This is a genomic window from Prosthecobacter sp. (genome assembly GCF_034366625.1).
Classification (GTDB): domain Bacteria; phylum Verrucomicrobiota; class Verrucomicrobiia; order Verrucomicrobiales; family Verrucomicrobiaceae; genus Prosthecobacter.
In genome coordinates, this window is sequence record NZ_JAXMIH010000011.1 from 110,080 (window position 1) to 129,206 (window position 19,127).

Genomic DNA, 19,127 nt, shown 5'->3' on the forward strand with positions numbered 1-19,127 from the left:
ACGTTCAAACTCGTGTGCAATGGGGCTTTATGAATGTCCCTAAACAGGCACCTCAAAGTATTCCAGCGCCCATTCGCGCATGTAGCGCACCCGGCTGGGAACGAAGCGGTAGATGATGAGTTCGGGATTGTCGATGCTGCCGAGGTAGGCACGCAGAAGCGGGCTGGCGGCCCAGATTTCCTCCAGCAAAGGACGCTCGGTGACGATCTCGGCCTGAGCGGTGATGCGCACTTGGTGGTGGTCGTCATCGGTGTAGCAGAGTTCGGCCTTCGGGTTCACCTCCAACTCGCGCGTTTTACCGTAGCGGCGCAGGTTGGCGACATAGACGGTGAATCCATCCGTCTTTACGGGTGAAACGGGGCGCAGACGCGGCTGGTCGCCATCCACGGTGGCGAGCATGGGGAACTTGGCGGCACGCATGGTGGTGCGGGCAAGTTCCGGGAGTTCGGCGGGATCAACGGGCTGGGGCTGCGGTCTGGACATGACCAGGAGGATACGCGGTGTCGGGGCGGCGTCGATCACCCTCTCATTTTGCAGTTCCCAAAGCGTCCTAATCCGCTAGGATGCGCGCCACTTCCTCCCGATGAAGAATCTGCCAACCGCCTTCCAGCGCAATGCGCTGTGGACTGCCGTGACCGCCTTGTCGATCACGGTCATCGGTGCGCTGGTGATCGGGCTGATCTATCTGCTGACGCAGGTAATCGCCTTTTTGCAGCCGATTTTGGTGCCCTTCGCAGTGGCCGGCGTGCTGGCCTACCTGCTGGAGCCCGGCGTGGAATGGCTGGAGCGCCGCGGATTGAACCGGCATCGTTCGGTGTTGCTGGCGTTCGCCGTGTTCATGCTCGCCATCGGCGGTCTCGGCTGGTGGATGGTGGTGAAACTGGACGATCCGACACGACACCTCGCCGAGCGTGTGCCGGTTTACTACACGAAGGCGAGGCTGGCAGTGATCGACTTCTCCGCCAAGATCGAAAAAGACTACGGTATCACGCTTCCCATCCACGCGGCTGCTGCTGAATCCACCGCCACGCCTGAAACACCAGCCCCCAGTGCAAAAGAGGGCGCTGACGGCTTCGATTTCGACATTCAGGCATTTTTGAGAGGCGACTGGGTGAAGACCACGCTGCCCAAACTTCCCGGCATGGCGTGGTCGTTCGTCAAATCGAGCGTGGGCGGCTTTCTGGGCGTGTTTGGCTTCCTGCTCTCGTTCATCATCGTGCCGCTGTATTTGTATTACTTCCTGATCGAGAGCGCGAAGATCCAGGAATCATGGTCGGACTACCTGCCGCTGCGCGCCTCCGTGTTCAAGGATGAGGTCGTGAGCTGCTTGAACGAGATCAACAGCTACCTCGTCGCCTTCTTTCGCGGCCAGCTTTTCGTCAGCGTGATCAACGGCATCGCCACCGGCATTGGTTTGGTCGTTGTGGGGCTCGATTTCGGCCTGCTCATCGGCCTGGCGCTGTGTGTGGCGGGCATCATCCCGTATCTTGGCATCGCCCTGTGCTGGATTCCTGCGGTGGTCATTGCCGCCGTCCAGGGGGGCAGTGCTCTCGTGCCGGGGGATCCGTGGTGGATCATGCCGCTCGTCGTGACCGGCGTGTTCGCCGTGGTGCAGCAGATCGACGCGCTCTTCATCACGCCGCGCATCGTCGGAGAAGCCGTGGGCCTGCATCCGATGACAGTGATCGCTTCCGTGCTGGTGTGGGCGCTGCTGCTCGGGGGATTGCTTGGCGCGATCCTGGCAGTGCCGCTCACCGCCTCGGTGAAGGTTCTTTTTCAACGCTACATCTGGCGTGCGCGCATCGCGCCTCAGACCATCGGCGGAGCCAGAAAAGGGGAGGCTCCCGCATGCTGACGACCTCGCGCAATCCCGGCGTGGTTCATGCCGGATACCATACGTACAAGCCTTTCCATGGAGTGCTGGGCTTCATGATGTCCTGTGTCGCCAGCGTGATCATGCTCCGAGTGCTGCTGCACCTGTTTAAAGAGGAAGAGATTTCGGAGCAAAACATGCAGATCGCCGCGGGCCTTTCGGTGGTGGGCTGCCTGCTCTTCTACCTGGGCACGACTTGGTTCTTCTCGTTCATTACCGGCTATTCACGCAAGCTTTCGGTCAGTGAGGGCGGCATTCGTTATGGCGTGGCGTATTTTTCGTGGCCACAGGTGGCGGTGATTGGAGTGTGCATGAAACGGGGTTGTTTCCAGGTCCATGTCGTCCTGAAGCGTGGCTGGTTCGCCAACCGCAGGCTTGTCACCGATGACGGCATGAGCCGGGAAATGGCGGAAGAGTTCATCGCGGAATTGAGGAGGCAGATCCTGCCGCATTTTCCTCACCTTGTGATCGCCAGGCTGCCATCACTCCCACAGGCTCTTGCCGTCACCGAACCTGTTGGCATGTCAGATGCTGAACCCGCTCCTGAGTGAACATGCGCAATGTCCTTCTGGTCTTTCTCGGCGGCGGCATCGGTTCGGTGCTGCGTTACTTCACCGTCATCGGCGCAGCCCGGCTGTTGCCTCGTTCAGTGTTCCCCTGGGGTGTCTTTACCGCCAACATTTTTGGCAGCTTCATTTTGGGCTTTCTGTTTGCGCTGCCTGCCATGAAGGAAAAAGGCAGCGGCCCCTGGCTGTTTGCAGCTACAGGAGTTCTCGGGGGGTATACCACCTTTTCCACACTCTCGAACGATTCCTGGCTGCTGCTGGTGAACCAGCATTCCTGGCTCGCACTGCTCAATGCCTTCGGCAGCATCCTCCTGGGTGTCACTGCCGCTGCGCTGGGGTGGTGGGCGGGCAGCAAGTGCGCGTGATCAGTTCACGCCTGACTGTCTGGTGTTGGGGTGCCGGCTTCCGCGTCTTCTTCGCGTGCTGAACCCACCTTGAGGGAAATCTTGACCCCGTGTTTTGCCGCCGCCGTGTTCAGCAGGGAGCGGACAGCACTGATGGTCATGCCATTTTTGCCAATCACATGTCGCACGTCGTCCTGTGCTAGCTGCACTCGATACGTGACGGCACCGTTCACATTGGTGCCAATGGCAATGGCCGCCTGCTGCGGGTGGTCGATCAGATTCGCCACCACATACGAAAGGAACTCGCGGAGGGCTTCCGGCGCGTCCATGGCGGTTTAGGCCGTGACCGGAGCGTGCTTGATGATGCTTGCGACCGTGTCGGAGGGCTTGGCCCCCTGCGCGATCCACGCGTTGACGCGATCAAGCTTCAAGGTGGCGCCTTTGATGCCCTTTTGAGGATCGTAGGTGCCGAGGATTTCGAGGAAACGGCCTTCTTTGGGGAAGCGCTTGTCAGCCGCAACAATACGGAAGACAGGGCGGCCTTTGGCGCCCTCTTGACGGAGACGGATAACAACTGCCATGATTCAGGTACGGGATAGGGTCAGGTTTTGGGGAGGCGCATAGTGGAGACTCCGAAATGGAAATCAACCGCTTTTTCCCCCTCTTTCTCGGGTCTGCATGCTCCGGGGATCACGCCAGCACGTCTTTGATGACATGCCCGTGCACGTCCGTCAGGCGGCGTTCGATGCCGTTGTTGTAGTAGCTCAGGCGCTCGTGGTCGATGCCCAGCAGGTGCAAAATCGTGGCATGCAGGTCGTAAATCGTGCTCACTCGCTCCGCCGCCTGGTAGCCAAATTCATCCGTGGTCCCATAGCTGAAGGCCTTTTTCACCCCAGCTCCGGCCAGCCAGACGGTGAATCCCTTCGGATTGTGATCCCGGCCGTTCGCGCCCTTCTGGAAGGTTGGCATACGGCCAAACTCGGTTACAAAGGCCACCAGCGTGTCCTGGAGCAGCCCCCGGGCCTTCAGGTCCTTCAGCAGCCCCGCCACCGGCTGGTCGAGGATCGGCCCATGCACCGAGTACTGCTGCTCTATGGTCTTGTGCCCGTCCCAGTTGCCCACGCCCTCGCCCATCGCGTAGGAACCGTTGAAAAGCTGCACAAAGCGCACGCCGCGCTCGATCAAGCGCCGCGCCAGCAGGCAGTTCTTGGCAAAACCGGCCTTGTTCTCATTGCTGTCGTTCACACCATACAAATCCAGCGTCGCCTTGCTCTCGCCCGCCATGTTGCCGACCTCGGACGCCGCGATCTGCATCCGTGCCGCCAATTCGTACGAGGAAATGCGCGCCGCCAGGTCGCTGTCCGCCGGATGCTCTTCTGCCTGGCGTTGATTCAAAAGATTCACCAGCTTGCGCGTGTCACGATCCGCCGATTCGCTCACGCTCGTAGGTCGCAGCAGATTCGGGATCGGCTTGCTCGCGTTGAACGCCGTCCCTTGAAACACCGCTGGCAAAAACGCCGAGTTCCAGTGCCGCGAGCCGATCTGCGGCACGCCACGCGGATCAGGAATCGCCACGAAGGCCGGCATGTCATCGCATTCCGAGCCCAGCGCATACGTCACCCACGAGCCGATGCCGGGGAAGCCGTCGAGGATGTAGCCTGTGCTCATCTGGTTCTCCGCCGGGCCATGCGTGTTCGACTTTGCCGTCATCGAGTGGATGAAGCACATGTCGTCCGCGAACTCCGCGATTTTCGGCACCAAGTCGCTGATCATCTTCCCGCTCTGCCCGCGCGGTTTGAACTCCCACAGCGGCTTCACCAGATTCCCCTGCGCTCCTTGAAAGGTGATCAAATCCGCCGCGCCCGGCAGCGGCATGCCGTGGCGCTTCACCAGCTCCGGCTTGTAATCAAAGGTATCGACATGGCTGATCGCCCCCGAGCAGAAAATCATGAGCACATTCTTCGCTCTCGGCTCAAAATGCGGCGGCCTCGGTGCATACGGGCGTGACGGATCAATCAGCGGACGAATCGGATCATTCGCCAGCAGGCCCTTCTGCGCCAGAAGTGAGGTCAAAGCGATGCTGCCCAGCCCGCTGACGCTTTGATTCAGGAAAGTGCGACGTGAGAGAAGATGATTTTGCATGGCAGGAATCAATAAAGGGTCATGAACTCGCTCGTGTTGAACAGCGCCCGGCAGAACATCGCCAACCCGTGGTCGGCAATCAGTTTCACTGATGCGCCCAGCTCATCCGCGCGCGGATCACGCTGGTAGGCCAGTTGAAACGCCCGTTTCACCTGCGCATCGGCTGCTTTACCCGCGTCTTTTTCGAGCCGTGCGGCAAACAAACCGGCCTGCTGCATCGCAAAGGTGCTGTTGAGGAAATTCAGCGCCTGCAGCGGTGTGGTGCTTGAAGTGCGCCTCGGAGCGATCTGACCCGCGTCTGGCACATCGAAGGCACCAAACGTATCATCAAGCTGCACGCGTGGTTTGCTCTGATAAATCATACGCCTGAATGTGTCGGCGCCGAACTCCTGCTTCGATTGGTACACTTTCACATAGTTGTCATTCGCGTCGAACAGATCGAATCCCGGCCCGCCCATCGTCAGATCCAGCACGCCGCTCACCGCTAGGATCGTGTCGCGCAACGGCTCCGCCTCAATGCGGCGCGTCGGAAAGCGCCACAGCAGCCGCGCACCCGAATCCGCGAGCATTCCCGCATCATGCGCCGCGCTCGACTGCCGATACGCCGCCGAGTTCATGATCAGCCGGTGCATCTCCTTCAAACTCCAGCCATGCTTCATGAACTCCGCCGCCAGCCAGTCCAGCAACTCGGGATGCGAAGGCTTGCCGCCGTTGAAGCCCAGATCGCTCGGCGTATCGACGATGCCGGTGCCGAAATGGTAGTGCCAGAGACGATTCGCCATCACGCGTGCCGTGAGCGGATTCTGCGGATCGGTCAGCCACTTGGCCAAAGCCATGCGCCTCTCGGATTCGAGCGTGTCTTTAGCCAGATCGAGCTTTGCACCGAGTTGCGACAACGCTCCCGGCGCGATCTCCTCCTTCGGCGTCATCGGATCGCCGCGATGAAGCCGGAACGTCGCCCCCGGCTGCTCAAACTTGCCTAGATAGGCCAGTGGGAAGCTCGTCAGCGTCTTCAACTCGCGTTGCAGCACCGCACGCCGCTCGCTGTGCTTCTTCACTTCGCCCGCGTTCTCGCCTGACACACCGCTCAGCGTCGGAACATCACGAATGCGGTCCCGATAATCCGCCGCCAGCCGGTCTGCCGATGACGCCACCGCCTTCCACGCTTTTCCATCGAGCGAAACCTCGATCACATAATCCGTCGCCAGACGATCCTGATAAACTTTGCCCTTTTCGCTACGGTCTCTGCTCCACACAACGCTGCTGATGCTCTCCTCACGCGGCAGCTCGATTTGCAGCCAGCCCTTGCCCGCGTTCTTCGAAATCCAGCTCTTGGCGTTGCCATAGATCCCGTCATTCGCATGCGCGATTTGATGAATCGGATTCGATCCATCACTGAACACATCCGACGCCGTCACCTTGGTACCTAGCTTTGCCAGCGCCACATTCTTGCCCGCCGCATAGACCTCCAGCTCGTCAATGCAGGGCTGTCCGCCAACCGTTGCGTGAATGGTGAAGCGCACGAACTTTGCCTTCGCCGCATCGAAGCTCTCGCGATTCGCCAGATGTGTCACCGGTGCGCGCAAATGCGGCTGCGAGGCCGGCTCGGCCTCATCCGCCGTCTCAAACAGCACCGCGTCCGCCACCGTCGGTCCGCCGAGCTTGCCGCTGCGCAGGATGACAATCGAGTCCTTCGTCAGCGCATGTGTTCCCGCATATTTGAAGCCGCTCCAGCGTTTCTGCTCAGGAATCGCCCCGCTGCCGTCCGCGAACTTGCTTTGATCCACCACGGCGATCTCTTTTTGATCGTCCTTCGTGTTCGCATCGCCGTCGAGATCGAGCGTGTAGCGCGCATCCTTCGCATGCGTCGTCCACGCGCCCCAGGACAGCCAGAGGCGCTGTTTGCCTGCCACACGCGGATTCCACGAAAAGAAGTCCTTGCCCACCTCATCGGTCTTCGCGTTCCAGTAGCGATAGCTCTCGCCGAGATTCGGCAATCGCGTCGAATCGCCCGGATCAGAGGCCTGGCCGAACTCCGAGCCCGGCGAGTACTCAATGGGCTTGCCATTCTTCGGCTGCTCGATCTGCACGCAGCCGATGGCCTCCGGCTTCGTCGGCGGTGGCAGATCATCATCCACGAGCACTCGTTTCGTCAGTTGCGCGCGTGGTTGGAAGCGTGACAGGGTCGAATCAATCGCCGCGATCTCCAAACGCACGCTCTCCGCCTTCTTCTGCCGCTGTTCTGAATCCGCAGGCCGCAATTCACGTTCCGCATGCTGCACGCCTTCAAAGATGGCACGCACGCGATAGTAATCCGTCTGCAACACCGGATCGAACTTGTGATCATGGCAGCGTGCGCAACCAACCGTAAGCCCCAGGAAGGTGCTGCCCGTGGTGCTCACGAGATCATGCATCTCATCCGCCCGCTGATTCGCCCGCAGCACCGGGTCCTGGCCCTTCACCTGATCCCAGGCCCCCGCCACGAGGAATCCCGTGCCTTCATCCGCGCCAAGCTGATCTCCGGCAATCTGCTCCCGCACAAACTGGTCATATGGCTTGTCCTCATTGAGCGAGCGAATGACGTAATCTCGATACGGCCACGCATTCGGCCGCACGCGGTTCATTTCAAAGCCATGGCTCTCCGCAAAGCGCACCACATCCAGCCAGTGCCGCGCCCAACGCTCACCATAGCGCGGTGAATCGAGCAGGCGGTCGATCAGATGCTTGATGCTCGACGCTTGATCCTGGATGAACTCTTTCTCGAAAGCCGCCACTTCCTCGGGTGTCGGTGGCAGTCCGATGAGATCAAAACTCGCCCGGCGGATGAACGTGCGGGCATCCGCAGGCGGATTCATCGCCAGTCCCTTCTCCTTCAGCTTCTCGCTGATGAAAGCATCAATGGAGGCGTGCTTCGTGGGTTTCAGTGGCAGAAAAGACCAGTGCGTCACATCGCCCTTCGGCTTTTCCTTCAGCACGATCTCTTGCGGCCAAGTGGCACCCATGTCGATCCAACGTTTGATCAAATTGGTCTCCGCAGACGAGAGCGCAGGCTTCTTCTTCGGCATCTCGGCTTTCTCGCCGGGCGACTCTGGCACGATCATCGTGTAGAGCGGTGACTCCGATGCCTTGCCCGGAACGATGGCCGGACCTTCGTCGCCGCCTTTGAGCGTCGTTTCCAGCGTCTCCATGTTCAGTCCGCCTTTAGTCGTCACGTCGTTGTGGCATTCGATGCAGTTTTTCACCAGAATGGGAGCCACCTGTTCGTGAAACAGCTTCGCGGCATCGGATTCAGCAGTCAGAAGGCGCGTGCTCGCGATCAGCAAGGAAATAGGAAGAAGGGATTTCATGCTCAGTGGGATTTTTTCGGCTTCGGCAGCGCCAGATCGGCCTCGGCGGTGATCAGATGCTCGCGCATGGCCTTCGCGGCGGCGGCGGGATCGCGTTTCTCTATGGCGCAGAGCACCGCCGCATGCTGGCGCACCGCATTCGCCGTCGAAGTACGGCTGTAGCCACGACTGAGGCTCGTCTGGATCAATTCAGAGAGCGAATGCAGCAGCAGCGTGACGATTTGATTGCCCGAGGCCGCCGCCAACTCGCGGTGGAAGGTCATGTCTGCCACCACGGCGGTCTCGAAGTCTCTCGCGTCCTCAAGCTGCTTCAGCGCCGTGCGCAGTTTGCGAATCTGCGCCGCGCTGGCGTTCTCCGCCGCGAGCCGGGCGTTCTCCGGCTCCAGCATGAAGCGCACCTGGATCAACTGGCGCAGGCGTTCCTTGTCATCGGGAATCAGGAGCGCCAGCGAGCCGTTGAGCGGCTTGTGCAGCTTGTCCACGATCTTGGTGCCCACGCCATGCTTCACTTCAAGCAGGCCTTGCAGTTCGAGCCGCTTCGTCGCCTCGCGAATCACAGGCCGGCTCACACCGAGCTTGAGCGCCAGATCACGCTCCGGTGGCAGCCAGCCATCGCCCACCGTGATCTCATCGCGGATTTCCGCGGCGATGCGGGCGCACACCTCCTCGACGAGGCTGCGCTGGGGTTTGATGGTTGAAAAAGCCATGTGGTTAGAGGTCTTACCACTGGCCTTAACGAGCGGTTTGCGGGGCTTTTATCGTTCTGGGCTGGAGAAAAGTGAAATCGCCTCTGAGGGCGGTGAGAGGCCAGAATGACGAATGCAGAATTCCGAATGACGAACGAAGCCCGAATGCCTGAACCACAGTTCGTCATTCTGGTTTCGTCATTTGCCAGCGCCGCTGCGTCCAGAGTTTCGAAACTGCTCCCATCAGATCGTCATCGACGAATACCCGCCATCCACGACCATCTCATGGCCGGTGATGAACGAGCCGCCGGCTCCGGCGAGCAGCAGCGCTGCGGCGACGAGTTCCCTGGCCTCGCCAAAGCGGTTCATGGGCGTGTGACCCATGATTTTGGCGACGCGGTCGGGCGTGAGCACCTTTTTGTTCTGCTCGGCGGGGAAGAAGCCGGGGACGAGCGTGTTCACGCGGATGCCCAGCGGTGCCCATTCGCGGGCGAGATTCTTGCTGAGATTGTGAACAGCTCCCTTACTCATCGAGTAGGTGAACACACGGCTCAGCGGCAGCAGGCCGGACATGGAGCCGAGATTGATGATGGCGGCGGCGATTTTTTCCTCGACGAAATGCTTGCCGAACACCTGGCAGGCCAGAAACACAGCCTTGGTGTTGATGTTCATGATGCGGTCGTATTCTTCTTCAGCAATGTCGAGGAACGGCGTGGCGGAATTCACGCCAGCGCCATTGACGAGGATGTGGCAGCCGCCGGAACGCTCAAGCACTTGGTCGAGCAGGATTTGCAGGTCGGCTTTGCGGCTCGCATCGGCGGAGACGAAGTACGCCTGTCCACCGGCGGCTTGAATCGTTTCGAGCCGCTTGTCGGCCTTCGTTTGATCACGGCCGACAAGCACGACTTCCGCGCCTGCGGAGGCAAATCCTTCCGCGACCGCGCCACAGAGTTCGCCAGTGCCGCCGATGACAACGGCGGTTTTGCCTTGGAGAGAGAAGAGTTCGAAAATGGAGGACATGAGGAGTGGCGCATCTATGGCGTGTCATTCACGCGCTGCAAGCCGCCTCTCCCGTCACTTTCGTCATCTTGACACTCGGCCAGTGGTGCTCTCCCGTGTCCGCATGCCTTGGAGTCACATCATGGTCTTCCTTGCCGGTGTCCTCGTCGGCGCGGCGACACTTGTTTTGTGGAAGGCGCTGCGTTTTGCCGCCGATCTGCGCGCCGCGCGCCATGCGCTGGCCAGCTATGTGTTTCCCGACTGTGGTGTGGCCGATGAGCAGGCACACAAAGCCGTGGAAGAGTGTAAAAAACGGCTGCGCTGGCAGAAAAGCCTCAATCCCGAGTGGCTGCCGCCGCTGGTCGATGAGGTGCCGAAACTCGTGCGCGAGATCGCGGCGATCTACCATCCCGGCAAACAGGAGGCGCTGCTCGCACCGGGGCTGAGCCAGTTCTCCCGTGCCGTACATCTCGCGGCGATGGACGTGGCCGACTTTTTGCAAACACGCTCCATCGGCCGCCTCGTCGATGTCAGCGCGAGCACGGCGATCAAGACTTGGGAGATGACGCACAAGATCGCCACGCATGAGCGAATGCAGACCGCGAACAAATGGTACAAACGGCTGCTGCCCTACTGGCAGGTGCTGCGCTTCAAGTCGCCCATCATGTGGGCCAGCGTGGCCGTCTCCAACGTCGCCGCCCGCACGCTCCAGCCTGCGGTGATCGACATCATCGCCAAACGCACGATTGACCTCTACAGCGGTCGCCTCGGCAAAGGCACTGGCACCACTCCCACAGCGGTAGTCACTCTTCCGGAGCAGGAAGTCCCACCGGGGGCGATGTGACAGAGTTTTTTCATGGTCGGAGCGAGGAAAAGGGTGGGGAAGCGTTTCTTCTTGCCGCTGCAAAGCGGACTCGTCAAAGTCGAGTGTGCGTTCGCCAATGCGAATGTCATTCACGAAATTCCAACCCACAATCATCATGAGCCAGATCGTTCCTCTCATCAGTTCCGCCATCGCCGGCCCGCTCGGCGTCATTCATCTCCCCCGCCTCTGGCAGAAAGCCTCGCTGGCCGCTGCTGGCAAGCTGCACGCGGATTATCCCGGCATCGGCTGCGGCTATGACCAGATGACGCTCGACGCGCTGGGCATCAACATCGAGACCTTCAAGACTTTCATCGCCACGAAGCCGAGCTATCCGCAGCTTGAGAGCTGGATCAAAAAGCAGCCCGGCGTGAAGCTGACGAAAGGCGACATCTACAAGCACAACGTCGCCATCCAGGGCTACATCCATGACGACGCCACCCGCAAGACCATTCTCGATGCCGATGGCATCGCCGATGACGGCAGCGTGAATCCGGGCGCGGTCGATCTGAACAATCTCGACGACTGGCACATCTTCTGGGCGCAGGAGATCAAGTAATCAAAGCTTAGAGCCAAGGGCGCAGGGCGTAGAGTCTTGCGCCCTTTTCTTTAGGCGCGAGTGATGCAGTGCTGCCTTCGGGGGATGCCTGCTTTTGGTTCTGCGCTTCAGATCCCCGCGCCCACCACCTTCATCCAGCGGCTGCGGAAAGAGCCGTTTTCCTCCATGAGCTGGGCGGCGATGGTGGCTGAGAGTTGTGTGAGGCCGTTGAGGCGGGCGAAAGCGGCGGTGTTCTCCTGGCGGCGATAGTAGTCGGTGGAGTCGGTGGTCAGGGCACCGAATGCCTGGGCGATCTCGATGAGAGATTCCGGCGTGAGGCTTTCAAAGGGCAGGGACAGCGTGCCGCGCTCGAGGGTGACGTTCACCGTGGTGCCGTCTGAGTTGCATGTGATACGTCCGGTCATCTGGCCGCCTTCACGACGCGAGATGGTGCCGTTCCAGCCTTTTCCGCTGAGATCGACAGTGAGCTGGCGCACGAAGTCACGCGACTGTGTGTAGAGGTAAAGACGTCCGTCGAGCGCCGTGCGCACATCCTCTGTTTCCAGACGCGTGCTGCCGAGCATCTCGATGGCACTTGAGTAATCGTAGCCCTGCACGAGGGAGGGCACGATCGCATGGACCTCGGCGAGGAGTTCGAGGTCAGCCTGGCGGCGTTTTTTGTCCTCCTGCAACTGCTTCTTCTGCTGCTCCAGCGTGATGCGGGAGATTTCACGTTTATATTCAGACTCCCACTCCTTGATTTCATTGCTGAAGGAACCGCCGGTTTTGAGCTGTTTCCGGGTCTGCTCCACTTCAGCGAGCGCGGAGCGCAGTTCGTCGAGCGTGCCCGCCTTGCGCGGATTTTTCACGTCGGTTCGCATGAGCGCGATGTCCGGCTTGTAGAACTCCACGAGTGCATCGTAGAGGGAGAGCCATTCGAGTGAGTTCGCGGTGCCTGCGGTGACAGGCTGCTGGGTGCCGGCAAGGCGTTTCTTAAGGTGAGTCTGGAAGTCCTCCAGCTCCTGTGCACCGAACAGTTTGTCGCCGAAATGCCATTCGACCAGTCCGTGGATCAGATAACCGAGGATTTCCTCGTTGTCGGTTTTATAGTCCAGAGAATCGGGTGCCATGCGCTGGGCGAAGCTTCGCGCCGTGCGTTCCTTGACCTTCTCAAAGAAAGACTTGAGGCCATTCAGCTCTGCGGAGGCGGAGAGTTTTCCCACTTGGTCCGCTGCCTCCTTTTTTCTGTCGAGCATGATGTTGCAAAGCGCGGCATTGAAGCGCGCCCAGTTTTCTGTGGGCTGCGGGGCGTCTTTGGCGATGTCGATGAACAGCAGTTCCGCCTGAGCGGGATGATGAAGTTCGAGCATCTGCTTGCGTGCATCGGCGAAGCGCTCGGAAACAGATTTCTTATTCGCGTCCGCTTTGAGTGTCACGCCGCCGCCGGAGAGGTCGCGTGCGTCAGCAGGAGAAATCTGGATGGCCGCCCGTGTGGCGCGGCGCTCACCGCCTTCGCGCAGCATCCAGCCCACGACGTAGGCGAGCGTGATGGCGGCGGCGATGGCACCGATCAGCTTCGCACGGCGTGAGAACAGTCTGCGCCGCACGCCGCCGCGATCCAGCAGGCCCTCGGCCAGTCGCATTTCATCGACGACCTCGTCGTAGTTCGAGAAACGCTCCTCCGGACGGAAGCTGAGCATGCCGTTGATGACATGCTCGGTGCGTGGTGAGAAGCGCAGGCCGGATTCACCGAGGGCGACGCGTTTGCATTTGATGCGTCGCAAGTCCTCGATGGCATTCGTGTCCGCCTTGTGCGGCGGATTGCCGGTCATCGCATGGTAGAGCGTGGCGCCAAGGCTGAAGATGTCGCTGCGGTAATCCTCCTTGTTTTCGATGACCTTTTCCGGCGCGACGTAATACGGCGTGGCCCAGATTTCGCCAGACTGGTCGCCGCCGCGGTCCACGAACAGAGCCAGGCCGAAGTCCACCACCTTGGCGGTGCCGGTTTCGGTGAAAAGGATGTTTGCCGGCTTCACGTCGCGATGAATCAGCGTGAGCTGTTGCGCGGCACGCAGACCCTCGGCCACCTCACGGCCGATGCGCAGGGCCTCGGCCTCCTTCAGATGGCCTTCGCGTTTGATGCGCTGCTCCAGGCTGCCGCCGCCGACGAGCTCCATGGCGATGTAAAAGTAGCCCTGGTCATAGCCCACGGAGTAGAGCTTGATGACGTTCGGATGCGTGACGTTCGCGGTGATGTGAGCTTCCTGGCGGAACTGCTCCAGGCGCACGGCATCGCGGGAGTACTGGCGGTTGAGGATTTTCAGGGCCACTCGGCGTCCGAGTGTCTCATCCTCCGCCTCAAACACCCGGCTCATGCCACCCTCGCCGATCTGGCGTATGATCATGAATTGATCAAAGCGCCGACGTACGCGCACCATCTGGCCGCAAAAGGGGCACTTCAGCTTGGTGAACGGCTCCAGCGACGTCACGTCGATCTGTCCCTGGCAGACAGGGCAGGTGCTCAGATAGGCTTGTTCAGTGACGAGATTCAAAAGAGGGGGTTCGGAATGGGGGCGGCTACCTACTTGCATCGCATGGCGAATGCCAGAAATTACAGATTGCCTGATTAATTTGAATCTTGAGAATGTGAAATGGATTGGACCGTCACTGAAACCGCCGAACTCGGCGAGCGTTTCGACAAGCACCTCGCCCGGCGCCTGTCGGATATGTCACGCTCGCGGCTCCAGGACCTGATCAAGGACGGCCACGCCACGCTGAACGGCAAACCGGTCAAATCAGGCGCGACTATGAGAGCTGGGGATGTGGTGAGCGTCACGGTGCCGGAAGTAGCTGAGGTCGAGATCAAGGCCCAGGACATTCCGTTGACGATTTTGTATGAGGATTCCGACATCGTAGTGCTGGACAAAGCATCCGGGCTTGTCGTTCACCCGGCGGAAGGAAATCCTGACGGCACACTCGTGAATGCCCTCCTGCACCACATTGATGACCTCAGCGGCATCGGCGGCGAGATGCGGCCCGGCATCGTCCATCGTCTCGATAAAGACACCAGCGGCTGCATGGTCGTGGCAAAGAATGACATCGCGCACCGCCGCCTGACGGAGGCCTTCGCCGAGCGACGACTCACGAAAATCTACCTCACCGTGGTCAATGGCGTGCCGCGTGAGAAAAGCGGACGCATTCAGAACTACATCGGCAGACATCCCGTGGACCGCAAACGCATGTCCATCCTGCTCGATGGGGCAGGGAAGGAGGCCGTTACCGAATGGCAGTTGCTCGCCACCGATCAAGGCTGTGCGCTAATCCAATGCCGCCTGCTCACCGGGCGCACGCATCAGATTCGCGTTCACATGCGCGAGGCGCTGCAATGCCCCATCCTAGGCGATCCGATTTACGCGCAACCCGCCAAGCAGCGTGTCCGCGTCCCACGTCTCATGCTCCATGCATGGAAGCTGGCTTTCAATCACCCCATCCACGACCAGCCGATGGCTTTCGAGGCCAAATTGCCGCCCGAGTTTGAACCCTGGATGAATTGCGTGCAAAGCTAGCCGCACCCTTTTACGCCATGCTCAAACTCTACGCCTACTCCGGCTGCTCCACCTGTCGCAATGCCATCAAATGGCTCAAGCAGCACGCCATCGCCTTTGAAGAAGTCGCCATTCGCGAAACACCGCCGTCGGTTGCCGAACTCAAAGCCGCGCTTGCCGCCCATGACGGTGATTTGCGGAAACTCTTCAACGTTTCCGGCCTCGACTACCGCAGCCTGGGCCTCAAAGACAAACTGCCCGCGATGAGCACCGATGCCGCGCTGAAGCTCCTCGCTGAAAACGGCAATCTCGTGAAGCGCCCCTTTGCCATCGACGCGAAGAACAAGATTCATCTCGTCGGTTTCAAGGAGCCTGAATGGCAGGCAGCCTTACTTCACCGCCGCTGACTGCTCTTTGAAGAATTTCGCGATCAAGGCCGGCGCTTCGTCAGGAAACTTGTGCGTGCCTTGATGAATGAAAGCCACAAATGGAGCGCCGACCTTCGAGGGAAATAGCGTGCAGTCCTGCGCCCACGATTTGCCTTCCGCCTCGCACTGATTGATCTGCCTCACCTTGTTCATCGCCAGCTCCTGCCACGCATACTTCACCAGCGGGTCTTGTGTTCCCGCGATGTGCATCGCAGGTTTCGGCTTGAAAGATGCATCTGCCAGACGTGCGCTGGCAGCGGCAGAAGGTGCCATCGCGCAAAACACCTCCGGCTTGGTCTGCCACAGCAGATACGTGAAACCGCCGCCGTTCGAGTGCCCGGTCGAAAAAATCCGCTTCGCATCGACCTTGTAGTTCTCCTTCAGATTCGCCATCACCGCGTCGAACAGTTTCAAATCACGGTCGCCTTCCGCCCCTGCCCCATGCTGCCAGCCGGGCTTTTTGCCCTCAGGATCGGTCAGCTTGCCCGGCGTGTTCAATCCTTGCAGATAAACCGAGATCGCCTCCGGCCAGTGCTTGTGCATCGCAAAAGAGCGTCCTGCCTGCAACGCCGTGCCGCCGTGGCCGTGAAACACGAACACCACAGGCGTTGGCGTTTCCTTCGCACTGGCGGGCGCATACACAAACCCGCTGCGTGCCACGCCATCCACGGTCAGTTCCAGCTTGTGAAAGCCTGCAGGAAGCTGAACTTGCGCCCGGCAGGCGACCGGGGAGATGAGACAACCAAGCAGAACGGCGAAGAGGCAAATGAAGCGATGTTTCATAAGGTGCGAACCTCAAACCTCATGGTTTCGCGAGAGTTGCGGACGCCGCCTCCTGAAAGGCCTGCCGCATCGACGAAGCATCACCGTTCTTCAAGCCTGCGCGTTGGATGAGCATGACGTAGATCGTCTTCTTCACCGGATCGATCCACCCCTGCGTGCCATGGGCTCCACCGTGTCCAAACGTGCCTGGACTCAGCATCGACGTGATTCCCATCGGTTCACGCACGACTTGAAAGCCCAGTCCCATGCCCATGCCATCGGTGAACGCGGCCTTCAGATCGCCCGTTTGATTCGCCGTCATCAATTGGAGCGATTTTTCCGAGATGTAGCGCTTCCCGTCTGTCTCACCGCCGTTCAGCACCATCACATAGAGCTTCAGCAAATCCTCCGCTGTCGAGAAAAGCCCGCCCGCAGCCAGTGGCGCACGCTTTTTGTTCGAGAACGGCGGCGTGAGGTAGCGAATCGTCGTCGGCTCCAGTCCTTTGCCATCCGCCGTCGGTTTATAGCTCGTGGCGAGACGTGCGAGTTGCTTCTTGCCCGGCCAGAACGTCGTCTCGCGCATGCCCAGCGGCTTGAAGAGGCGTTTCTCCAAAAACTTCGCGTACTCTTCGCCGCTCACGACTTCCACGATGCGGCCCAGCGTGTTGATGCCCGGATTGCAGTAGGACCACTTTGATCCCGGCTCGAATTGCAACGGCGACAGCGCATACGTGATTACCGCTTCCTTCAAATCGAGCACATCCAGCGCATCACCATCCAGTGGCGAATTGCCCACCAGTCCGCTCGTGTGCGTGAGCAGGTCCTTGATCGTGATCGGTCGCGCTGGCTTCACCAGCACCGTTTGCTCCGCCGTCTTCTCCTTGATCAGCATCTGGCCTTTGAACTCCGGCAGGTGCTTCATCACCGGATCGTCGATGCTCAGCTTGCCCTCGTCCTGCAGCATCATCACCGCCAGCGCGGTGATCGGCTTGGTCATCGACGCGATCCAAAACAAGCTGTCCTTCGCCATCGGCGTCTTCGTTTCGAGATCCTGGAGGCCGACGGCTTCCTCGCTCACGACTTTGCCATCGTGATACAGCAGCGTCACCGATCCCGAGAGCGATCCGTCCTTCACTAGAGCCTCCATGCTTTCGCGAATCGACCTCACCTCCGCGTGGAGGCTCAGGGACAGCGAAAACAGCAGGCAGGTGACGAGGCGGATGAATTTCATGAGGGTCGCAGCATACGATGAAACCCCGGTGCTCTGTCAATCTCTTGCCTTCGCGCATCAGGACGCTATATCGCCACCATGTTCAAAACCGGCCAGCAGGTCGTCTGCATCGACGATCAATTCGATCCCTGGGTCTTCGACCTCTACAAGTCCCTGCCCAAGAAGGATCAAATCTACACCGTGCGTGCGCTCCGAGCCGGCCGCTCCAATCCGCAGTTCGTCGTCAATGACGATGCTGAAATCAAACTCGCGGGTGCCGAGTTTGATCTCCTTCTCCTGCTCAAAGAGCTCCACAACCCCGACGATCCGCATTCCAGTGTGAAGCAGGAACTCGGCTTCCGCTCCGAGCGTTTCGCCCCGCTTCTCGAACAAACCGAAGAAGAGGAAGAAGCCGAGCTCATCGGCGTCGGCCACGGCGAGAAGACATGGGAGCCCGAGCCTGCCTGGTCAAAGTAGTCGAGAGCTTTAGCTCGTCAGTCTGAGTTCGTAGTTTGGGCTTAAGCCCGTTCTGCCTTCATTGTGTTTGCGTTGAAAACTTGGCACCTTCGCCGCTGTTTGATACACCACACACCTCATGAGCGCCCCTCCCGACCTTCCGCCGTCCTCCGCCCCACTCACTGAACGCCAGATTGTCGAATTGCTCGCCACCGCTCGTCAGCGGCTCTTTGCCGAGGTTGGGAAAGTCATCGTCGGCCAGTTGCATGTCATTGATGAAATGCTCATTGCCCTGCTCGCAGGCGGTCACTGCCTCATCACCGGCGCACCGGGCCTGGCGAAGACCTTGCTCATCAAAACCGTCGCCGATGTCTGCCACCTTAGCTTTCAGCGCATCCAGTTCACGCCCGATTTGATGCCCTCAGACATCACCGGAACCGAAATCCTCGAAGACAGCCCCGAAGGCCGCAAACTCGTCTTCAGCCGCGGCCCCGTCTTCGCGAACATGATTCTCGCCGACGAAATCAACCGCACGCCGCCCAAAACACAGGCCGCGTTGCTCGAAGCCATGCAGGAGCACCAAGTCACCGTGAATGGCAAGACCATGCACCTGCCCGAGCCCTTCTTCGTGCTCGCCACGCAGAACCCCATCGAGCAGGAGGGCACCTATCCGCTGCCCGAGGCGCAGCTCGACCGCTTCATGCTCAACATCGTCATCGACTACCTCAGCGAGGACGATGAAGTCACCGTCGTCACCCGCACCACCAGCGGCAAAGGCGAGCCCGTGCAGCATCTCTTCACCGGCGAGCAGCTCCTCGCCTTCCAGCAGGTCGTCCGCAAAGTCCCCATCGCCGAGGATGTCGCCCGCTACGCCGTCCGCATCTCCGCCGCCAGTCGTCCCGGTCGCGATGGCGTCCCCGACTTCATCAACCAATGGGTCAGTTGGGGTGCCGGCACTCGTGCGAGCCAAAACCTCGTCCTCGGCGCCAAAACCCGCTGCCTCCTCCACAACCGCACCCACGTCACCGCCGACGACATCCGCGCCATGGCCCTCCCCGTCCTCCGCCACCGCATCCTCGTGAACTACAAAGCCGAAGCCGAAGGCGTCACGGTGGAGAAGGTGATCGCGAAGCTCTTGGAAACCGTCAAAGTCTGAAGCATGAGCACCACGCCCAAAACCTGGACTGTCACTCGTTGCGATTCCTTCTAGGACATGCGGCGCGTCAGCATCCACAACTGGCAGCGCCGCCGAACGCCGTCAGGCCGCGTGGGAGCTCGTTGTCGGAGCCTGGCAGATGCAAAAACGCAATCCGAATGAACTCCGACTTCAGAATATTATTCGGGTGCTGTGTAGTGGGGCTGAATCACA

Annotated in this window: 19 protein-coding genes; 9 read left to right on the forward strand and 10 right to left on the reverse strand. The window is 60.0% G+C overall.

The annotated features are described in order from the left end of the window. Positions 1-39 precede the first annotated feature (39 nt). Positions 40-483 (reverse strand): pyridoxamine 5'-phosphate oxidase family protein, encoded by a 444-nt coding sequence (locus U1A53_RS14220; RefSeq protein WP_322281916.1) that lies wholly within the window; start codon positions 481-483, stop codon positions 40-42. A gap of 100 nt (positions 484-583) precedes the next feature. Between U1A53_RS14220 and U1A53_RS14225 the strand changes: the two genes are divergently transcribed. From U1A53_RS14225 to crcB, 3 genes are read left to right on the forward strand one after another with little or no spacing between them, the layout of a single operon-like run. Continuing rightward, the gene (locus tag U1A53_RS14225) at positions 584-1,855 is read left to right on the forward strand and encodes an AI-2E family transporter (RefSeq protein ID WP_322281918.1); all 1,272 of its coding nucleotides are present in this window, start codon (positions 584-586) and stop codon (positions 1,853-1,855) included. Next, on the forward strand, positions 1,849-2,424 hold the full coding sequence (locus U1A53_RS14230) for a hypothetical protein (RefSeq protein WP_322281920.1): 576 nt from the start codon (positions 1,849-1,851) through the stop codon (positions 2,422-2,424). The genes U1A53_RS14225 and U1A53_RS14230 overlap by 7 nt, the downstream gene beginning before the upstream one ends. 2 nt (positions 2,425-2,426) lie before the next feature. Next, positions 2,427-2,804 (forward strand): fluoride efflux transporter CrcB, encoded by a 378-nt coding sequence (gene crcB / locus U1A53_RS14235; protein WP_322281922.1) that lies wholly within the window; start codon positions 2,427-2,429, stop codon positions 2,802-2,804. Positions 2,805-2,809: 5 nt separating this feature from the next. On the opposite strand, the gene U1A53_RS14240 is transcribed toward crcB, so the two are convergent. The 6 genes from U1A53_RS14240 to U1A53_RS14265 all read right to left on the reverse strand — a co-directional run bounded on the left by U1A53_RS14240 (position 2,810) and on the right by U1A53_RS14265 (position 9,978). Next, positions 2,810-3,112 carry a KH domain-containing protein gene (locus U1A53_RS14240; protein WP_322281923.1) on the reverse strand — a complete coding sequence of 101 codons (303 nt, stop codon included), beginning with the start codon at positions 3,110-3,112 and terminating at the stop codon, positions 2,810-2,812. A gap of 6 nt (positions 3,113-3,118) precedes the next feature. Further along, positions 3,119-3,364, reverse strand: a complete 246-nt coding sequence (gene rpsP, locus U1A53_RS14245; protein WP_322281925.1) for a 30S ribosomal protein S16 — start codon at positions 3,362-3,364, stop codon at positions 3,119-3,121. 109 nt (positions 3,365-3,473) lie between these two features. Beyond that, positions 3,474-4,925 carry a DUF1501 domain-containing protein gene (locus U1A53_RS14250; protein ID WP_322281926.1) on the reverse strand — a complete coding sequence of 484 codons (1,452 nt, stop codon included), beginning with the start codon at positions 4,923-4,925 and terminating at the stop codon, positions 3,474-3,476. A gap of 8 nt (positions 4,926-4,933) precedes the next feature. Continuing rightward, entirely contained in the window at positions 4,934-8,272 is a 3,339-nt protein-coding gene (locus tag U1A53_RS14255; protein WP_322281927.1) for a DUF1553 domain-containing protein, read from the reverse strand. A gap of 2 nt (positions 8,273-8,274) precedes the next feature. Beyond that, the gene (locus tag U1A53_RS14260; protein ID WP_322281929.1) at positions 8,275-8,979 is read right to left on the reverse strand and encodes a FadR/GntR family transcriptional regulator; all 705 of its coding nucleotides are present in this window, start codon (positions 8,977-8,979) and stop codon (positions 8,275-8,277) included. 222 nt (positions 8,980-9,201) lie between these two features. Continuing rightward, positions 9,202-9,978, reverse strand: a complete 777-nt coding sequence (locus U1A53_RS14265) for an SDR family oxidoreductase (protein ID WP_322281930.1) — start codon at positions 9,976-9,978, stop codon at positions 9,202-9,204. An 85-nt stretch (positions 9,979-10,063) separates the two neighbouring features. On the opposite strand from U1A53_RS14265, the gene U1A53_RS14270 reads away from it, so the two are divergent. Beyond that, a complete protein-coding gene (locus U1A53_RS14270) occupies positions 10,064-10,801 on the forward strand; it encodes a hypothetical protein (RefSeq protein ID WP_322281931.1) in 738 nt (245 codons plus the stop codon). A gap of 136 nt (positions 10,802-10,937) precedes the next feature. Then, on the forward strand, positions 10,938-11,378 hold the full coding sequence (locus U1A53_RS14275; RefSeq protein WP_322281933.1) for a DUF5069 domain-containing protein: 441 nt from the start codon (positions 10,938-10,940) through the stop codon (positions 11,376-11,378). A 107-nt stretch (positions 11,379-11,485) separates the two neighbouring features. Here U1A53_RS14275 and U1A53_RS14280 read toward each other — a convergent pair whose 3' ends face one another. Continuing rightward, positions 11,486-13,909, reverse strand: coding sequence for a serine/threonine-protein kinase (locus tag U1A53_RS14280; RefSeq protein ID WP_322281935.1), 2,424 nt, complete (start codon positions 13,907-13,909; stop codon positions 11,486-11,488). Positions 13,910-14,008: 99 nt separating this feature from the next. On the opposite strand from U1A53_RS14280, the gene U1A53_RS14285 reads away from it, so the two are divergent. Further along, positions 14,009-14,923, forward strand: a complete 915-nt coding sequence (locus U1A53_RS14285) for an RluA family pseudouridine synthase (RefSeq protein WP_322281937.1) — start codon at positions 14,009-14,011, stop codon at positions 14,921-14,923. Between the two features lie 17 nt (positions 14,924-14,940). Beyond that, entirely contained in the window at positions 14,941-15,309 is a 369-nt protein-coding gene (locus U1A53_RS14290) for an arsenate reductase family protein (protein ID WP_322281939.1), read from the forward strand. Here the strand turns inward: U1A53_RS14290 and U1A53_RS14295 are convergent. Beyond that, on the reverse strand, positions 15,292-16,113 hold the full coding sequence (locus tag U1A53_RS14295; RefSeq protein ID WP_322281941.1) for a prolyl oligopeptidase family serine peptidase: 822 nt from the start codon (positions 16,111-16,113) through the stop codon (positions 15,292-15,294). The two genes, U1A53_RS14290 and U1A53_RS14295, sit on opposite strands and share 18 nt — an antisense overlap. 19 nt (positions 16,114-16,132) lie before the next feature. Then, positions 16,133-17,323, reverse strand: coding sequence for a serine hydrolase domain-containing protein (locus U1A53_RS14300; protein ID WP_322281943.1), 1,191 nt, complete (start codon positions 17,321-17,323; stop codon positions 16,133-16,135). Positions 17,324-17,401: 78 nt separating this feature from the next. Here U1A53_RS14300 and U1A53_RS14305 point away from each other — a divergent pair, with 78 nt between their 5' ends. Both U1A53_RS14305 and U1A53_RS14310 read left to right on the forward strand, forming a co-directional pair. Continuing rightward, positions 17,402-17,779, forward strand: a complete 378-nt coding sequence (locus tag U1A53_RS14305) for a hypothetical protein (RefSeq protein ID WP_322281945.1) — start codon at positions 17,402-17,404, stop codon at positions 17,777-17,779. 118 nt (positions 17,780-17,897) lie between these two features. Further along, a complete protein-coding gene (locus tag U1A53_RS14310; protein WP_322281947.1) occupies positions 17,898-18,914 on the forward strand; it encodes a MoxR family ATPase in 1,017 nt (338 codons plus the stop codon). Positions 18,915-19,127 lie beyond the last annotated feature (213 nt).

What these genes read in the sequence shown, in the direction of transcription:
- U1A53_RS14290 (WP_322281939.1), top strand. Translation starts at nt 14,941, where the DNA reads ATGCTCAAACTCTACGCCTACTCCGGCTGCTCCACCTGTCGCAATGCC.
- U1A53_RS14285 (WP_322281937.1), top strand. Translation starts at nt 14,009, where the DNA reads ATGGATTGGACCGTCACTGAAACCGCCGAACTCGGCGAGCGTTTCGAC.
- crcB (WP_322281922.1), top strand. Translation starts at nt 2,427, where the DNA reads ATGCGCAATGTCCTTCTGGTCTTTCTCGGCGGCGGCATCGGTTCGGTG.
- rpsP (WP_322281925.1), bottom strand. Translation starts at nt 3,364, where the DNA reads ATGGCAGTTGTTATCCGTCTCCGTCAAGAGGGCGCCAAAGGCCGCCCT.
- U1A53_RS14250 (WP_322281926.1), bottom strand. Translation starts at nt 4,925, where the DNA reads ATGCAAAATCATCTTCTCTCACGTCGCACTTTCCTGAATCAAAGCGTC.
- U1A53_RS14295 (WP_322281941.1), bottom strand. Translation starts at nt 16,113, where the DNA reads ATGAAACATCGCTTCATTTGCCTCTTCGCCGTTCTGCTTGGTTGTCTC.
- U1A53_RS14240 (WP_322281923.1), bottom strand. Translation starts at nt 3,112, where the DNA reads ATGGACGCGCCGGAAGCCCTCCGCGAGTTCCTTTCGTATGTGGTGGCG.
- U1A53_RS14220 (WP_322281916.1), bottom strand. Translation starts at nt 483, where the DNA reads ATGTCCAGACCGCAGCCCCAGCCCGTTGATCCCGCCGAACTCCCGGAA.
- U1A53_RS14300 (WP_322281943.1), bottom strand. Translation starts at nt 17,323, where the DNA reads ATGAAATTCATCCGCCTCGTCACCTGCCTGCTGTTTTCGCTGTCCCTG.
- U1A53_RS14275 (WP_322281933.1), top strand. Translation starts at nt 10,938, where the DNA reads ATGAGCCAGATCGTTCCTCTCATCAGTTCCGCCATCGCCGGCCCGCTC.
- U1A53_RS14225 (WP_322281918.1), top strand. Translation starts at nt 584, where the DNA reads ATGAAGAATCTGCCAACCGCCTTCCAGCGCAATGCGCTGTGGACTGCC.
- U1A53_RS14310 (WP_322281947.1), top strand. Translation starts at nt 17,898, where the DNA reads ATGAGCGCCCCTCCCGACCTTCCGCCGTCCTCCGCCCCACTCACTGAA.
- U1A53_RS14265 (WP_322281930.1), bottom strand. Translation starts at nt 9,978, where the DNA reads ATGTCCTCCATTTTCGAACTCTTCTCTCTCCAAGGCAAAACCGCCGTT.
- U1A53_RS14255 (WP_322281927.1), bottom strand. Translation starts at nt 8,272, where the DNA reads ATGAAATCCCTTCTTCCTATTTCCTTGCTGATCGCGAGCACGCGCCTT.
- U1A53_RS14260 (WP_322281929.1), bottom strand. Translation starts at nt 8,979, where the DNA reads ATGGCTTTTTCAACCATCAAACCCCAGCGCAGCCTCGTCGAGGAGGTG.
- U1A53_RS14305 (WP_322281945.1), top strand. Translation starts at nt 17,402, where the DNA reads ATGTTCAAAACCGGCCAGCAGGTCGTCTGCATCGACGATCAATTCGAT.
- U1A53_RS14230 (WP_322281920.1), top strand. Translation starts at nt 1,849, where the DNA reads ATGCTGACGACCTCGCGCAATCCCGGCGTGGTTCATGCCGGATACCAT.